Genomic DNA, 16,922 nt, shown 5'->3' on the forward strand with positions numbered 1-16,922 from the left:
AACGAGAGAAGTAGCGGAAAATACGCTGGCGACAGAACCTGGCAGCGCGTCATTTTCCGGCATTTCTCAGCGAATAATCCTCAGCGAATAATCGCCACTTTCTGCTGCAGTTTTTTCACCAGACTGGACAAGCCAAAACACATGATGAAATACACAACAGCGACAAATGAATACATTTCAACCAGACGACCATCGCGTTGCGCTACTTTCGATGCCGCACCGACGAAGTCTGTAATCGATAACACATAGACCAGCGAAACGTCCTGGAACAGCACGATCGTTTGCGTCAGTAACACCGGGATCATATTGCGGAAAGCCTGCGGCAATACGATATGGCCCATGGTTTGCCAATAGTTCATACCCAATGCATAACCAGCCCAGATCTGCCCGCGCGGAATCGACTGAATACCGGAACGCATGATTTCGCAGTAATACGCGGCTTCAAACATCACGAAGGTAATCAGGCACGATGAAAACGCACCAACCTGTATAGGTTCGGTCGCCCCGGTCAGCCAGGCACCGATGTACGGCACCAGGAAGTAAAACCAGAAAATCACCATCACCAGCGGAATCGAACGCATGATGTTGACGTAGGTCGTCGCCACCAGTGAAATCAGCTTATTGCTGGACAAGCGCATCATCGCCAGTACCGTGCCGAGCACCGTACCACCGATCATCGCCATCAAGGTCAGCTTGAGCGTGAATGTCATGCCATCTCTAAAAAGATACTCGTAAGAACGCTGGATGACATCAAAATCGAAATTAGAAAACATGATTAATGCCCTCCTGTCTTAGCAGAACCCGAAGTGATGAAGCCGGGAACCGCGAGCATTTTTTCCAGAACATTCGCCAGCACCAGTGCGATCACCGATACCACCAGATAAATCAGAGTGGCGGCAGTAAAAGCCTCAAATACCTGAAATGAAAATTCTTGCATGGAACGGGCGCTGGCAGTCAGTTCCATCAGACCTATCGTCAAAGCGACCGAGCTGTTCTTAATGATCGCCGCCAACTCATTCGTGAGTGACGGAATGATGATGCGGAACGCCATCGGCAACAACACATAACGATACGTCTGCGGTAAGGTCAGACCTAACGCCGTACCTGCCATACGCTGGCCGCGCGGCAAAGCGTTGATACCAGTTGACACCTGTACTGCAACACGTGCCGAAGTAAAGAAACCAAGACTCAGCACGGCGGTAATAAAGGGCGCATTCGGCATGGATTTAAGCCAGTTTCCCATCGCCGTCGGCACCAGTTCCGGCATCACGAAATACCAGAGAAACATTTGTACCAGCAGCGGAATGTTACGGAATAATTCGACGTAGCCATTCGCCAGTTTCGCCGCCCATTTATTTGGCGCAGTACGTATCGTACCTATGATCGCGCCTAATACCAGGGCGATAATCCACGCCAGAGCTGCTGTGGCTAAGGTCCACAGCACGCCGGAAAGCAAAGAATCAAAATAGGTGCCTCCGCCATCGGGCGCAGCCTCCCAAAAAATGTTCCAGTTCCAGTTGTAATTCATCTCACTCCCCTAAAGCAAACACCCGTCATCTTGTTATCCAAACTTATTTTCGTCCGCGGTGATCTCTGGTTTCAGCCGGGCCAGTGACACCGGGCGGCATCAATACCGGAACACCTTGATCAGCTCACCGACGAGCCAAAAATAAAACGGGAGGCGAGTAACACCCCCCGTCAAGATGACTTCGATCTCAACCACTAAAATTTATTTTTTCTTTTTCAATACTGCTTTTTGTGCTTCCGGTACAGCAGCGTACGCAGATGGTTCACCAGAATCTGTTGGTTTTGCCATCACCGCTTTGAGTTGCTCGGAGACTGGCCAGTTCAGCGAAACACCTTTTGGTGGAATCGGTTGCAGGAACCACTTGTGGTAGATGCGATTCACATCGCCGGAAGTCAGAACATTGCTGATCGCTGTATCAACCACTTTCTTGAATGCAGCGTCATCCTTACGCAGCATGATGCCGTATGGCTCTACCGACAACGCTTCCTTGCTGATTTCGTATTCGCCAGGATTTTTGGAATTAGCTGCCAGCGATGCCAGCAAAATATCATCCATCACAAACGCAACAGCGCGGCCAGTTTCCACCATCAGGAAGGCTTCTGCATGATCTTTTGCCGGCAAAATGTTGATGCCCAGATTCTGGTCAGCGTTCAGTGTCGTCAATTGTTTCAGATTGGCGGTACCGGAAGTCGATACAACTGCTTTGCCTTTCAGATCAGCCAGCGATTTGATGTTGGAGGATTTTTTCGCCAGGATACGGTTAGCGGTAACGAAAGTCGTTGGTGCAAATGCCACCTGTTTTTGACGCTCAACGTTATTCGTTGTCGAGCCGCACTCAAGATCGATAGTGCCGTTCGCCATCAGCGGAATACGGGTCGCTGACGTCACAGGATTGAGTTTGACATTGAGGCTGCTCAAACCTAATTGCTTTTGTACCGCGCTGACGATCTTCATGCACAAATCAATCGAATAACCTTGATATGATTGCTTATCGTCAAGATACGAAAATGGGATAGAGGAATCACGCACACCCAGAGTAATGGTGCCGGTATCTTTAATTTTTTTCAGTGTACCGGTTTCCTGCGCTTGCGCCGAACCAGCGATCACACCTGCACTGAGCATCAGCGCCAGAACTTTTAATAATTTCATACTATCTCCCAAAGTTAAACCAAAAAGATCATCCCGCTACGACGAAGTTTATCAAAACCGCTCCATGACAGTTTCTTATTTTCAGACATTTTAATAAGTAGAAACACGTATCGACACAAAAATAGTGAACAATCCGGTCACGCATGCAGGATGGTCTAAGCTTTTTAGCAATTAATCGCCCACTTTATCGTTAGGAAAACGAATAGTGTCGCGCAACAAAACCCCCATCGGCATATTCAGGTTAGCACCTTTAGGCGGGATTGGCTTTTTAAACCACTTGTCATACAACTTTGTGAGCTCTCCGTCATTCATCATCCGTGCCATTTCACGGTCCAGCAAGTCTTTGAAAGCAGGATCGTCTTTACGCAACATGACGGCATACGGCTCGGTCGATAAAGAGTCGCCAACAACAGCAAATTTTTCCGGATCTTTGCTATTGGCGCGGAATCCGTAAAGTAATACGTCATCCATAGGGAATGCGTCGGCCTGGAATTTTTCCACCATGCTGAACGATTCCGCATGGTCATTCCCTTCCAGCAAACGCAAATTCAGGCTACGCGCCTTATCCCTCTCGTGTAACAACTTAACGGTCGTCGTGCCTTTGGTCGTCACGACTTTTTTATCTTTCAGATCGATCCAGTTTTTAATCCCGGCATCCGCACGCACCAGCATGCGCGTCGATGCAAAGAAATGGGGGATCGTGAAACTGACTTGCTTACGACGTTCTGCATTATTCGTTGTGGAGCCACATTCCATATCTGCTTTGCCTTCAATAATTGCAGGAATACGGCTGCTAGGTGTGACCAGTAAATAATGCACTTTTAAATTCGGCGCTTTCAGTTCTTTCTTGATGGCGTCGACAAATTTGAGACAGATATCGACGGCATACCCTGTCGGTAACTTTGAGTCCGGGAGATAAGAGAACGGTAAGGATGCCTCACGGTGAGCGATCGTCACCGTCTGGGTTTCTTTAATGTGGCTGAGTGTGTCGGCCATAATTGCGGGAGAAAAGCCCGAGGCGATACAACACAGGGTCCAGAACTTTATCCGGCGGGTTACGGCTTTCATACAAACTCCTTTTAATCATGCTCAGGATAGTAATGAAAAATCTTTCCCTGTTTAAACTAAATATGTATCTGTTTGCAGAATTTAATTTGGATAAATTTATTATTTTCAACAGAATCACGGAAATGCTGTTGAAAAAAACAATACCCATGTTTCTGCATCCCGATAAAGAATACAAAAACATGGGTATTAAAAGAAAAAACAACGCCAGCTTATGGCGATGGCAGACGATTCAGTATCAGCAGCATCGTCTTGCCGGGGTGAAGATTATGGATACAGACCGCGTACCTCACGTGCCTGCAATACACGCGAACAACCAATAATGAAGGCGGCTGTACGCAAGGACACTTTCTTATCTTCTGTCACCTGCCATACAGAACTGAAGGCTTCACGCATGATGCGTGTCAGACGCTGATTAATTTCATCTTCAGTCCAGAAATAGCTGGAGAAATCCTGCACCCATTCAAAGTACGACACAGTCACACCACCTGCATTGGCGATCACGTCTGGTACAACCAACACGCCTTTGTCGCGCAAAATATCATCGGCTTCAGGTGTTGTCGGGCCGTTCGCGCCTTCCAGAATGATGGAAGCACGGATCTGATTCGCATTTTTTGCTGTGATCTGCTGTTCGAGCGCAGCCGGAATCATGATGTCGCAATTCACCGCCCAGAATTCTTCATTTGGCAGCACTGCTTCAACTCCGTCGAATCCAGCAACACTGCCTTTTTCTGCAACGTGTGCCAGAAGTTTGTTCACATCCAGACCGTTAGAATGGAAAATCGTGCCGCCGTGATCCTGAACCGCAACGATTTTTGCGCCAGCTTCAGAAAACAGACGTGCAGCAATACCGCCCACGTTACCGAAACCCTGTACCGCGATTTTTGCGCCAGGCACACTCAGGCCACGTTTGGCAGCAGCTTCGCTACCGACCACAAACACGCCGCGTCCGGTTGCTTCACGACGACCAAGACTGCCGCCAAGAGAAATAGGCTTACCTGTCACAACGCCAGTCGCGGTGCGACCTTCGTTCATCGAGTAGGTATCCATCATCCAAGCCATCGTCTGCTCATTCGTGTTGACGTCTGGTGCCGGAATATCTTTATCCGGGCCAATGATGATGCCGATTTCGGAGGTATAACGACGCGTCATCCGCATCAATTCGCCACGGGATAAAGTTTTCGGGTCAACGCGGATACCGCCTTTGGCGCCACCGTAAGGTACATTCACCGCCGAGTTCTTGATCGTCATCCAGGCCGACAAGGCCATCACTTCAGACAAGGTCACATCCTGGTGGAAACGCACGCCACCTTTACCTGGGCCGCGTGAAGTATTGTGCTGTACACGGTAGCCTTCAAAATGAGAAATCGTGCCATCGTCACGTTCAATAGGTACATCAACGATCAGGATACGTTTCGGGCGTTTCAGCGTTTCTACCCAACGCGACAAATGGCCGAGGTAAGGGGTAACGCGATCGATTTGCTCAAGGTAAACGGACCAAGGACCGGTCTCTGTCGGGGTAAGATAGGACGGAATCTGGTGTTGGCTGGACATGGTATGACCTCCTGATATATTGATCTGATTTTATCTGTCTTTTCCGGAATGCCGATTTTCAGCACCTTCCGAAAGATGATGCATAGTAGTCTTCTCTGGCAAAATTCAGCCAATGCTTTGTTTGCATCAATCTATGCAATAAACGCATAACCATCAAGTGAGATTTTTTGACCGGGATTCAGCGCGCCGTCAGACAGACCTCGATCAGGCTGATTTTTTCTGCTTCCTATCCGCTTTTTTCTGCAACTCTTCCAGGTATTCCCACAATCGTGACACGATCATTTTTCCCGGGCGCTGTACCGACGGGCGCTCGCGATACAAACGGATTTCCATGTTTACTTCCCACGCACCGCTGCCGCCGTCTGCGCGCGCCAGTAGCTTTTGCTTCACTTCCCGGGTTACGGCGGATTCGGGTAAAAACGCGATACCGCGCCCTTCCAGCGCCATCATTTTCAAGCCCTCGGCCATATCGGTTTCGTAGCACTTTTCCAGATGCAAAGGGGTACGACCATCATTCAGAATCAGATCAACCATACGCCCCAGATACGCATTATTTGCATAGGCTAAAAATGGTAATGGCGCATTATCGGTGCCGGGAAACTCAAACTCGGGCACACCTTGTTTATTGCACCGGGTGTAGGCGCGCAAGGCCTCGGTACCCATGCTGATCATGTCGTACTGGCTCGCATCCAGCAGCAAGGGTTGACGCGGATGGTGATAGCACAGCAGCAGGTCACAACCACCTTCGACCAGCGTCATGACAGCATCGTGCACATTCAACGCCAGCAGACGACTGTTGATTTCGCCAAACGCAGATTCCAGCCCGGTCAGCCAGCGCGGAACATAAGTCAACGACAAGGTGTGCGGTACCGCAAAATCGACCGTGGTTTGCGTACTCGGACGTTTGCCGCGCAATAAAGCACGGGCATTATTGATCTGCCCCAGCATCGCCAGCGCCTGTTCATAAAACACTTCACCGGCGTGTGTAAGACGTGTCGGATAAGAAGTGCGGTCGATCAGATCACTGCCCAGCCACGCTTCCAGCGATTGTATGCGCCGTGAAAAAGCCGGTTGAGTGACATGTCTTAATTCTGCCGAACGGCTGAAACTGTTGGTCTCTGCAAGCGAGACAAAATCTTCTAACCACTTGGTTTCCATTTACGCCCCCGCTGCCGACAAAGACTGCGCAGATGGCGTGCTGCCGTCTTCCTCGCTGACATCATTACCGCTGCTTTGCTGCCGCTCCCACATCTGCGCATATGCGCCCTGTTGCGCCAGCAAATCCTGATGCGTACCGCGCTCGATAATTCTGCCTTTGTCCATCACCAGAATCTGTCCGGCATCAACGATGGTCGATAAGCGATGCGCGATCACCAGGCTGGTACGACTGCGCGCGATTTCTTTTAATTGCGCCTGTATCATTTGCTCTGAGCGTGAATCCAGCGCCGACGTCGCTTCGTCGAAAATCAGTATCGATGGATTTTTCAATAAAGTGCGGGCGATCGCCACACGCTGCTTTTCACCGCCAGATAATTTCAGACCGCGCTCGCCCACCATGGTGTTGTAACCATCGGGCAGTGTCTCGATAAATTCATGAATATAAGCGGCTCTGGCAACGGCAATGATTTCATCTTTGGTCGCCCCCGGTTTGCCATAGGCGATGTTGTATTCTATCGTGTCGTTAAACAGCACCGTATCTTGTGGCACGATGCCTATCGCGGCGCGTACGGATGATTGCGTTACGCCACGCAAATCTTGTCCCGCAATGCTGATGCAACCACTCTGAATATCGTAAAAACGGAACAACAGCCGCGACAGCGTTGACTTGCCAGAACCGCTATGACCCACCACCGCCGTCGTCGTTCCGGCCGGGATCGTAAAGTCGACATCAAACAAAATCTGGCGATTGCTTTCATAACTGAAATTCACATGCGCAAAGCGAATCTCCGCACCATTCTGCGCGGTGATCAGCAGCGGTTTTGCATCAGCGGAATCAGCAATATCCTGATTCTGATCAAGCAGCGAAAACAGTTTCTCAATGTCGGCCAGACTTTGCTTGATTTCACGGTACAACACCCCCAGAAAATTCAGCGGCATATACAACTGCAACATAAATGAATTCACCAGCACCAGATCGCCGAGACTCATCGTGCCATCGATCACGCCCTGCGTCGCACGCCATAAAATCAACGTGATGGCACTCGCAATAATCAGCGATTGCCCGGTGTTCAACAACGATAAACTGCTCTGCGATTTGACTGCTGCCGTCTCAAAATTTTTCAATCCCTGATCGTAGCGCTGCGCTTCATATTCCTCATTGCCGAAGTATTTCACCGTTTCGTAATTCAGCAGCGAATCGATCGCCTTGGTATGCGCTTTCGAGTCCAGCTCATTCATCGTGCGGCGGAAATGCGTACGCCATTCCGTCACCGTGATTGTGAAAATAATATACGTCACCAGTGCGCCGAAAGTGATCACGCTGAACCAGATGTCGTAGTGCGTACTCAGATAAATCAGTACCAGCGAAATTTCCAGCAAGGTCGGCACGATACTAAATAAGGCATACGACACCAGCGACGAGACGGCACGGGTACCGCGTTCGATGTCGCGGGTGACCCCGCCGGTCTGGCGATTCAGATGAAAGCGCAAAGATAAAGCATGTAAATGTCGGAACACCCGCAACGCTATCGTGCGCACGGCTCTTTGCGTTACTTTGGCAAAAATGAATTCGCGCAGTTCGGTGAACAAAGTGGTTGATAAGCGCAAGGCGCCATAGGCTATCAGCAGACTCACCGGTAATATCATCAGCGCTGCCGGATGGCTTGCCGTTACGGTCAGGCTATCAACCAGTTTTTTCAATACAACCGGAACACCGACATTCGCCAGCTTGGCGCCGACCAGAAATGTCAACGCCAGTAATACCCGCCATTTGTAAGCCCATAGATAGGGCAACAAAGTTTTAATGGTCGAGAAATCGCCGCGTGGCTGGTCAGTCGGTGGTAGGTGGGAAGCACTGTTACCTGTATTTTCTCTGCGACGCATCGTAAGAGTCTTTTCCTGAAGTGGTTTATCATGTCGGCAATGCCTGCAATTTGCGCAAAGAATTCTGAGCAACACCATCCGGTCTGATCGTTTACCCTTCTCAGAGCATGATTCCCGATGACTTTTTCTCTGCCAGTGTGCAGGCACATACAACGCCGTATCTCATTTTTTATCATTTTGACGTCTTTGGTCTGAGCAAGATTAAAAAGAACAGCCAGGCCGACGTTGAATAAATATCTGAGAGATGGATTTACTCTGATTGTAACGTTTTAAGGAAACTCCCGATGACTGATCATCACCAAACCACTCTTCCGGCAGGTATGCCAACCCTGCGCGTCATGCCTATGCCATCGGATGCGAATGTGCATGGCGACGTTTTTGGCGGCTGGATCATGTCGCAAGTCGATATTGCCGGCGCTATTCCGGCTGCCCGCCGCGCCAACGGCCGGGTGGCAACGATTGCCGTGAATTCTTTCTTGTTTAAACAACCGGTGTTTGTCGGCGATTTATTGTCGTTTTACGCGCAGATCGTCAAGGTAGGCAATACCTCCATCACGATAGAAGTCGAAGTTTACGCAGAACGTAATCGCCTGCAAGCCAGCACTGTCAAGGTGACCGAGGCGACATTAACTTATGTTGCAACGGGTGAAGACAGAAAACCACGTCAGATTCCGCCACTGGAATCCGTTTCGTTTGGTGCTTAAGGATATATAAAGTGCCGTCACGTCGTCTGTTTTTACAACGCAGCCTGCAACTGACTGCGCTTGCAGCGTTGTCGCAGGCGTTTCCGGGTTATGCCGCAGAACGCAGCAAAGTTTATCCATTCACGCTGGGCGTCGCGTCAGGCTCACCGCGCCACGACAGCGTTGTTATCTGGACGCGGTTACTGCCTGATCCTTTGAATGCTCAGGCGCTCGCGCCTATGGTCTACAAAGTCTTGTGGGAAGTCGCTGAAGATGAGGGATTTAAGCGTATCGTCAGCAAAGGTGAAGTGTTCGCGCTGCCGGATCTGGCGCACAGTGTGCATGTCGATGTGACGGGCTTGTCACCCGGGCGCTGGTATTGGTATCGATTTATTCATGGCGATGCGATCAGCCCGGTCGCCCGCACACGTACCGCACCGGCGATGGATGCACCGCTCAGCACCTTGAAATTGGCCGTGGCGTCCTGCCAACACTGGGAATTCGGTGAATATGCGGCACATCGCCACATCGCGCAGGCCAATCCCGATCTGGTCGCCTTCCTCGGCGATTACATTTACGAATGGGGCCCTTACGACCTGAAGCATCCGGCCAAACCGCGCCGACGCGATATCGAAAGCAGCAATCTGGAGGAATATCGCGCCCGTTATGCACAATACAAATCCGATCCGCAACTGCAGGCGGCACACCATGCGGCACCCTGGCTGGTAACCTGGGACGACCACGAAGTCTGCAATGATTACGGCAACGAGCGTGATGAACGTCTGGATGCCAATTTCATTCTGCGCCGCGCTGCTGCCTATCAGGCGTTTTACGAACACATGCCTGTGCGGCTGCACAAAGTGACCGTGCTGCCGTCACAGTTTGCCCACATGCGCATTTACGAGCGCTTTGACTGGGGCAGGCTGGCACGTTTTCATGTGCTCGATGACCGTCAATACCGCTCGCCGCAAATCTGCGCCAAACCGGGGCGTGGCGGCGCCAATGTCGTCACGCAGGCTGAGTGCACCAGTCGCAATGACAGCGCATTAACGCTGCTCGGTGCGGAACAGGAAAAATGGCTGGCACAAGGTCTGGCAAGTTCGCAGGCGAAGTGGAATATTCTGACGCAGCAAACCTTCATGGCGCAAACCAATCTGAGCAATGTAAATGTGGACGGTGAAGGAAAATTCTGGACTGATGGCTGGGACGGCTATCCGGCAGCACGCCAACGTTTGTTTGATGATATTGAAAAACACCGGCCATCAAATCCTGTCGTGATTTCCGGCGACGTTCACACGTTTTATGCCGCCAATCTGAAACGCGATTTCTGGAAAAAATCTTCGCCGGACAATCCGGTACTGGCAACCGAATTTTGCGGCACCTCGATCACCTCCAATTCCCGCCCGCAAGAACGTACCGATCAGATCGTTGCGCAGAATCCGCATATCAAATATGGCCGCAGCGATAAACGCGGGTTCATGTTGCTGGACATTTCCACCAACAAAATGCTGACGCAGTTCGTCGCACTGGATGATGTCAGCAAAGCGGATTCGGGAATCAGCACGCTCAAAAGTTTTATGGTCGAAGACGGTAAAGCCGGGCTCGTCAGTATCTGAAACTGAGTATCTGAACCTGATGTGGCAATAAAAAAAGGAAGGCAATGCCTTCCTTTTTTTGCATCTTCACGCCGTCTGGATACGGTAAATATACTCCCACCAGTATATAAAATACCCCCTTATTTTATGCCGACAATAGGTAGTTTTTATATAAAAGAGGGGGGAGTATCCTTCATTCAGCAAATTAATACCGATGAATTATCGCGTCAGCACCACTGCCATCACACGATCAAGCCGGTTTCTTTTCATCACGTAATTCACGACGCAAGATTTTACCGACATTCGTTTTCGGCAATTCGAGACGGAATTCTATGTACTTCGGTTTCTTGTACGCAGTGAATTGCTCTTTGCAATAATCCATTAACTGATCGACCGTTAATGAAGGATCTTTGCGCACCACAAACAATTTCACCGCTTCACCGGAATTCGCATCCGGCACGCCGATACACGCACATTCAAGCACGCCCGGATGCAATGCGACCACGCCTTCGATTTCATTCGGATACACATTGAAGCCAGACACCAGAATCATGTCTTTCTTACGATCGACAATCGTGGTGTAACCACGGAAATCCATAATGCCGACGTCGCCGCTTTTGAAAAAGCCATCTGGTGTCATCACTTTTGCAGTTTCTTCCGGCATATTCCAGTAACCTGCCATCACCTGCGGGCCACGGATAGCGATTTCACCGGCATGTCCCAACGGCAGACGATTACCATCGTCATCCAGAATCGCGATTTCTGTGGATGGAATCGGCAAACCGATCGTGCCGGAAAACTCTTTAGTATCAGGCAAGTTGGCAGTCGCGACTGGCGATGTTTCAGACAAACCGTAACCTTCAGCAATTGCACAGCCAGTGATTTTCAACCATTTATCGGCCACGGCTTTCTGCACTGCCATACCGCCGCCACTACAGATTTCATAACCGGAGAAATCCAGTTTGGCGAATTCAGGATTATTCAACAAGCCGTTATACAAAGTATTCACAGCAGGGAAAATATTGACCTTGTAGTTTTTGAGTTCTTTGATGAAGCCAGGAATATCACGTGGATTCGGAATCAGCAGATTCATCGCACCGATACGGGTGCCCAGCAAACTGCAGACCGTCAGCGCGAAGATATGATACAGAGGCAGAGCACAGACGATGATGCGCGCATCATCTTTATGTCCGGACATGCTCGGGGTCAGCCAGGCGTCGTTCTGCAAGACATTCGCAACCACATTTCTGTGCAGCAGTGTCGCACCTTTGGAAACACCTGTCGTACCACCGGTGTACTGCAGGAACGCGACGTCATCACGATGGATCTCGACTGCTTTTAAGCTCAGTGAATCGGCTTCCGACAACACTTGATTGAATCGTTTTGCGTTCGGCAAAGAAAAAGCTGGCACCATTTTCTTAACATTACGAACAACAAAATTCACCAGCAGGCCTTTAAGGCCGAGCATGTCGCCCATACTGGCGACTACAACGTGTTTTACCTGTGTTTTCTGAATCACATGTTCCAGCGTTGTCGCAAAATTCTCAAGGATAAAGATCGCTTCTGCACCCGAGTCTTTTAACTGATGCTCGAGTTCACGCGGGGTGTACAGCGGATTGACGTTCACGACCACGTAACCGGCACGCAGAATGGCCGCCATCACGACCGGATACTGCAAAACGTTTGGCATCATGATCGCAACACGGGCGCCTTTTTTCAGCCCCTGCTGCTGTAACCACGCACCAACTTTTTGCGACATCAGATCCAGCTTGCCGTAAGTCAGATATTTCCCCATGCAAGCGTACGCATTGCGGGCAGAAAATTTCTTAAATGCCTCTTCAAGTAACTGCACCAGTGACCGATATTGCGTCACGTCTATTTCTGCAGGCATGCCTTCCGGGTAGGATTTAAGCCAGAATTTTTCCGTCGTTTCCATCTGTATTTCCTTGTCTCTGATTGTTGTTCTGTTGATCATCTGTCACTGCACAGAATATTAAAGCATGGTCGTTCTTTTTAATAGTAACAATATCCCGAGAGCCGATGCTATCGGCTAAGTGAAACTAAGGCAAGCATTTTGCGCTAACCTGAAAGCATCCTCTAGTAACTTGCTGCAACGCACAATAAGATGCACTCAAATCCTGGCATTTTACTGATGCAGCACAAAACTGCGCAGGTAAAACCTGGTGATTTATGCGGCCTCAGGCTTTCTCCACCTGCACCAGGAGATCGTAAAAAGTCGGGCCGCCGCCCATATCCGTTAATTGCTGACTGGTGACTTCATTCGCATTTTTATGGTCGCTGGCAAGTTTTTTCCACCAGATAGATAAACCCACAACCAGCCCCTGCCGCGCTTTATCCGTGACACGTGCCACCGCCACGAAACTGCCGCGATCATTGAAAATTCTGACCTGATCTCCGTCATTGATCTGCCGGAAAGTGGCATCGTCAGGATGAATATCCAGATGAGGCACACCTTCGGTATCGCGCAGGCTTTGTACATTCACAAACGTCGAATTCAGAAAATTGCGTGCTGGCGGCGAAATCATAGCCAGCGGAAAACGTGCGCCCAGTTGCGGATTCGCCGCGACGGATTCATACGGCGGAATATAGGTGGGCAAAGGGTCAAACCCGTCTTTGCGCATACTCTCGCTATAAAACTCACACTTGCCGGATGGTGTCGCAAAACCGCCTTCGGCAAATGGCGCTGGCTTGACATTGACTTTCTGCCAGCCAGTCTTCTTCAGCGACGCCCAGTCAAAATGGATCGCGCGTTCATCGTTTTTGTGAAAAGCCTGACTCGCCATCTCATCGTCAGACTCGTCAAAACACGTATCATCAAAACCCATTTTCTTCCCCAGTAATCGGAAAATTTCGCTGTTTGGTTTAGCTTCACCTAACGGGGCAATCGCTGGATTGTTCGCCATCATGTACAGATGACCGTAGGTCGTGTGTACATCGGTGTGCTCCAGCTGCGTCGTTGCTGGCAACAAAATGTCGGCATAATCTGCGGTATCCGTTTGAAAATGCTCAATGACAACGGTGAACAAATCTTCGCGGGCAAATCCTTGCGCCACTGTAGCGGACTGCGGTGCGACAGCGACCGGGTTCGAGTTATAAACAATGACAGCGTCAATTTTCGAACCGAACTCTGCGCTGCTTTGCTTTAACAAATCGTCACCTATCGTACTCATATTGATAGTGCGTCGCGGTTGCCCTTGCGGAAACAAGTCTGGTCTCTGCAAATAAGATACGTTTTTTGGAAATGCATCGGATAAAGATAATTGCACGCCACCGGCCGCATGTCGCCACGCGCCAACTAAGGCAGGTAAGCAGGCAATATTCCGGACAGCCATACCGCCGCCATGAACCCGCTGTACGCCATAGTTCATACGTATCAGGCTTGCCTCACCGCGTTGCACACAATGTCCGTAATCGCGTGCAAGCTGAATTACTTCCTCTGCTGTAATACCGCAAGTGGCGGCGACACGCTCCGGTGTCCATTCTGCAACCCGTTGGCTGAGCTGCTCGAAACCGAGTGTGTGTTGCGCGATGTAGTCGTGGTCAAGCAGATCTTCTGCGATCAGAACATGCATTAAACCCAAAGCTAGTGCGGCGTCAGTCCCTGGCAGCAGAGCGATATGCTGATGGCATTTTTCTGCTGTCAGCGAACGATAGGGATCAATTGCAATTAATTTGGCACCATTGCGTTTGGCTTCCTGCACCCGCATCCAGAAATGCAGATTCGATGCAATCGGATTACCGCCCCAGATCAGAATCAGTCTGGCATTTTGCGTCTGCTCAGTGTCAGTACCGATACGGGAACCAAGAGTATATTTATAGCCGACACCGCCCGCCGTGGCGCATATTGTACGATCCAGAAACGATGCGCCTATCTTATGAAAAAAACGCTGCGCCATGCCATCGCCCTGCAGCAAACCCATGGTTCCGGCATAGCTGTATGGCAAAATCGCCAGCGGATCTTTGCTGGCCACTGTCTTCAGCTTGTCGCTGATGATATTCAGCGCTTCTTCCCAACTGATGCGTTCAAACTTACCTTCCCCTTTTTTACCTGTTCGCTTCTGCGGATATAACAGGCGATCGGCATGATAAGTCCGCTCGGTATAACGGGAAACCTTGGTACACAAAACACCGGCAGTCGTCGGGTGCTCAGGATCTCCTTTTACCGCAATGGCTTTACCATCCTCTACATGTACCAATAGCGCACAGGTATCGGGGCAATCATGCGGACAAACCGCACGTACTATTTCACTACTCATTCTGACTCCTGAAAAGATGGCTCACGGATAAAAATAGTGAATGAGCATCCATAAATTTTTTCCATTTGATCGGCACGCTCGTTGACGCACACCTCTGACGTTCGCTCTGGCAAACAAAATCAAGGCAACTGATCCTGTGCCGTACCGAGGCGAATTCCTGCATTCAGTCTTTCTAATTCGAGCAGAGCCGCTGAATGGTCTGCGGTTGGGTAACGAGTAGATAGGTTTCGATAAATATCCGTGACCAGGCTGGTCAATGGCAAGTTCAAACCCGCATCTGACGCCGCCCTCTGAATATTTTCCATATCTTTGGTTTGCGTTTTGACCTGACCTCCGGGCATAAAACTACGATCCAGCATGCGCTGTCCATGTACTTCCAGAATTCGGCTCTCAGCGAATCCGCCACGCAAAGCCTGGCGTACAGCGACGGGGTCTGCGCCGCCGGCCTGTGCCAGCAACAATGCCTCCGCAACGATATTGATTGTGCCGCCCACAATGAGCTGATTACACAATTTCGCCAGCTGCCCACAACCCGGAGCACCGACGTGCGTCGGATGCCCCAGAACTTTTAATATTTCCTCTATCCGCGCATACGTGTCAGGTGTCGCACCAACCATAATGGCCAGCGTTCCAGCCTGCGCGCCAATTACACCGCCGGAAACCGGAGCATCAGCAAAAGCAATGCCTTTGCTCAACAATGCCTCGTTTAGTGCTTTCGCCTCTGATTGGCGGGTTGAACTCATATCGATAACAATGCTGCCAGCTTTCAGGTAGGGCATGACTTGTCGCATGACATCTTCAACTACCGGCCCTGAGTCCAGCATAGTAATGAGCACGTCGGCAAACCAGTCACCAGCATTGACTGCATCCTCTGGTCTGTCTGCAGTGAGCGCACCATATTGTCGCAAGGCGTCGGCCTTTGAACTGGTGCGGTTCCAGACCGTAAGCGCATAACCTGCCTCGAGCAAACGAATTGCCATCGGGCGCCCCATCAAACCAATCCCTAAAAATCCTATTCGTATTTTCTTTGTCATTATATTTTCCGATAGCTGAACGGATTAAATATTATCGTCTTTTCGCGTCCGGTGAAGCTGAATGAAAATTCCAGCCATGTTATTCTTCAACTTTTACTCCACCTTCTTAAGCAGCGTATGACAACCTTTAATAAAAAAATCCTCTTGGCCGGAGTTGGACTTCTGCTAGCCCATGCCAGTTCATTTGCCGTAGATTCAGTTTCCGCAGAATTTGCCAGTGGCAATAAGTCGCAGTTTGTGCGTGGCGGAGCTCAATGGGACTGGGACAATGCCTGGTTCAAATCGAATGGTACACAAGTAGGCGGGTACTGGGATGCTACGCTGACTCAATGGCGTAATAATGCCTATCAAGGAGTATCGGGAGCGACTCAAAATATTACTGATGTCGGCATCACCCCAGTCTTTCGCTTTCAGAATGAGAATAAAAAAGGGCTTTATGCCGAAGCGGGGATAGGTCTGCATTTATTCTCCCACGTCTATAACAACAACGGCCGCGCATTTTCGACGGCATTCCAGTTCGGAGATCACATCGGCGTAGGCTACGTGTTCAGCAACGGCTGGGAAGCAGGCCTCAAGATTCAGCATTTCTCCAACGGCGCTATTAAAAAGCCCAACCCCGGGGTAAATGTCGCCACGGTTAAAGTTGGCTACCACTTCTAAGTTGTAGAGAATCGGGGCAGCAAAGCAAACAAAGGAGCCTGCGGGCTCCTTTTTCTTTACCCAGCGTTACTGACCGCTGGTCAGTAAGATCGAAGAGCAGAAGAGGGCAGAATAAGGAGTGGTAATGGGAAGAGAAGTCGGAGTCTGGAATAAAGCCGCCAGCGCCGAAAGATCCTGAGCCCTAAAAGCAAAACCCCCCGTTACGCTAGTAACGGGGGGTTCGCAGAATACAAGCCTGACGATAACCTACTTTCACACTGGTTGCAGCACTATCATTGGCGCAGAGTCGTTTCACGGTCCTGTTCGGGATGGGAAGGGGTGGTACCAACTCGCTA

General features: G+C 50.1%; 14 protein-coding genes and 1 rRNA gene. 4 read left to right on the forward strand and 11 right to left on the reverse strand.

The window, feature by feature from the left end; all coding sequences use genetic code 11:
- Positions 1–80: 80 nt before the first annotated feature.
- The 4 genes from H8K29_RS07935 to H8K29_RS07950 all read right to left on the reverse strand — a co-directional run bounded on the left by H8K29_RS07935 (position 81) and on the right by H8K29_RS07950 (position 3,745).
- Positions 81–773 carry an amino acid ABC transporter permease gene (locus H8K29_RS07935; RefSeq protein WP_186897115.1) on the reverse strand — a complete coding sequence of 231 codons (693 nt, stop codon included), beginning with the start codon at positions 771–773 and terminating at the stop codon, positions 81–83.
- 2 nt (positions 774–775) lie between these two features.
- The gene (locus H8K29_RS07940) at positions 776–1,528 is read right to left on the reverse strand and encodes an amino acid ABC transporter permease (RefSeq protein ID WP_186882756.1); all 753 of its coding nucleotides are present in this window, start codon (positions 1,526–1,528) and stop codon (positions 776–778) included.
- A gap of 201 nt (positions 1,529–1,729) precedes the next feature.
- Entirely contained in the window at positions 1,730–2,677 is a 948-nt protein-coding gene (locus tag H8K29_RS07945) for a transporter substrate-binding domain-containing protein (protein WP_186897116.1), read from the reverse strand.
- A 171-nt stretch (positions 2,678–2,848) separates the two neighbouring features.
- Positions 2,849–3,745: an amino acid ABC transporter substrate-binding protein gene (locus H8K29_RS07950; protein WP_186897117.1), complete on the reverse strand. Its 897-nt coding sequence runs from the start codon at positions 3,743–3,745 to the stop codon at positions 2,849–2,851.
- A 32-nt stretch (positions 3,746–3,777) separates the two neighbouring features.
- Between H8K29_RS07950 and H8K29_RS07955 the strand changes: the two genes are divergently transcribed.
- Positions 3,778–4,065, forward strand: a complete 288-nt coding sequence (locus H8K29_RS07955) for a hypothetical protein (protein ID WP_186897118.1) — start codon at positions 3,778–3,780, stop codon at positions 4,063–4,065.
- On the opposite strand, the gene H8K29_RS07960 is transcribed toward H8K29_RS07955, so the two are convergent.
- The 3 genes from H8K29_RS07960 to H8K29_RS07970 form a co-directional block, all read right to left on the reverse strand.
- Complete coding sequence (locus H8K29_RS07960) at positions 4,010–5,296, reverse strand: Glu/Leu/Phe/Val dehydrogenase (RefSeq protein ID WP_186882752.1); 1,287 nt, start codon at positions 5,294–5,296, stop codon at positions 4,010–4,012. The two genes, H8K29_RS07955 and H8K29_RS07960, sit on opposite strands and share 56 nt — an antisense overlap.
- Positions 5,297–5,500: 204 nt before the next feature.
- Entirely contained in the window at positions 5,501–6,454 is a 954-nt protein-coding gene (locus tag H8K29_RS07965) for a LysR family transcriptional regulator (RefSeq protein WP_186897119.1), read from the reverse strand.
- Entirely contained in the window at positions 6,455–8,338 is a 1,884-nt protein-coding gene (locus tag H8K29_RS07970; RefSeq protein ID WP_186897120.1) for an ABC transporter ATP-binding protein/permease, read from the reverse strand.
- A gap of 284 nt (positions 8,339–8,622) precedes the next feature.
- Here H8K29_RS07970 and H8K29_RS07975 point away from each other — a divergent pair, with 284 nt between their 5' ends.
- Together H8K29_RS07975 and H8K29_RS07980 are read left to right on the forward strand one after the other, a co-directional pair.
- A complete protein-coding gene (locus H8K29_RS07975; protein ID WP_186897121.1) occupies positions 8,623–9,042 on the forward strand; it encodes an acyl-CoA thioesterase in 420 nt (139 codons plus the stop codon).
- An 11-nt stretch (positions 9,043–9,053) separates the two neighbouring features.
- Complete coding sequence (locus tag H8K29_RS07980; RefSeq protein WP_186897122.1) at positions 9,054–10,637, forward strand: alkaline phosphatase D family protein; 1,584 nt, start codon at positions 9,054–9,056, stop codon at positions 10,635–10,637.
- Between the two features lie 229 nt (positions 10,638–10,866).
- Here H8K29_RS07980 and H8K29_RS07985 read toward each other — a convergent pair whose 3' ends face one another.
- From H8K29_RS07985 to H8K29_RS07995, 3 genes are all read right to left on the reverse strand, one after another.
- Positions 10,867–12,552, reverse strand: a complete 1,686-nt coding sequence (locus tag H8K29_RS07985; RefSeq protein WP_186897123.1) for a long-chain-fatty-acid--CoA ligase — start codon at positions 12,550–12,552, stop codon at positions 10,867–10,869.
- A gap of 262 nt (positions 12,553–12,814) precedes the next feature.
- Positions 12,815–14,893, reverse strand: coding sequence for a molybdopterin-dependent oxidoreductase (locus H8K29_RS07990; protein ID WP_186897124.1), 2,079 nt, complete (start codon positions 14,891–14,893; stop codon positions 12,815–12,817).
- Between the two features lie 119 nt (positions 14,894–15,012).
- Positions 15,013–15,927, reverse strand: a complete 915-nt coding sequence (locus H8K29_RS07995; protein WP_186897125.1) for an NAD(P)-dependent oxidoreductase — start codon at positions 15,925–15,927, stop codon at positions 15,013–15,015.
- A 117-nt stretch (positions 15,928–16,044) separates the two neighbouring features.
- Between H8K29_RS07995 and H8K29_RS08000 the strand changes: the two genes are divergently transcribed.
- On the forward strand, positions 16,045–16,587 hold the full coding sequence (locus tag H8K29_RS08000; RefSeq protein ID WP_186882744.1) for an acyloxyacyl hydrolase: 543 nt from the start codon (positions 16,045–16,047) through the stop codon (positions 16,585–16,587).
- A 233-nt stretch (positions 16,588–16,820) separates the two neighbouring features.
- On the opposite strand, the gene rrf is transcribed toward H8K29_RS08000, so the two are convergent.
- Positions 16,821–16,922 (reverse strand): 5S ribosomal RNA (gene rrf / locus H8K29_RS08005); the annotation flags it as partial.

The sequence above is a fragment of the Undibacterium sp. CY21W genome, assembly GCF_014284265.1.
Classification (GTDB): domain Bacteria; phylum Pseudomonadota; class Gammaproteobacteria; order Burkholderiales; family Burkholderiaceae_D; genus Undibacterium; species Undibacterium aquatile.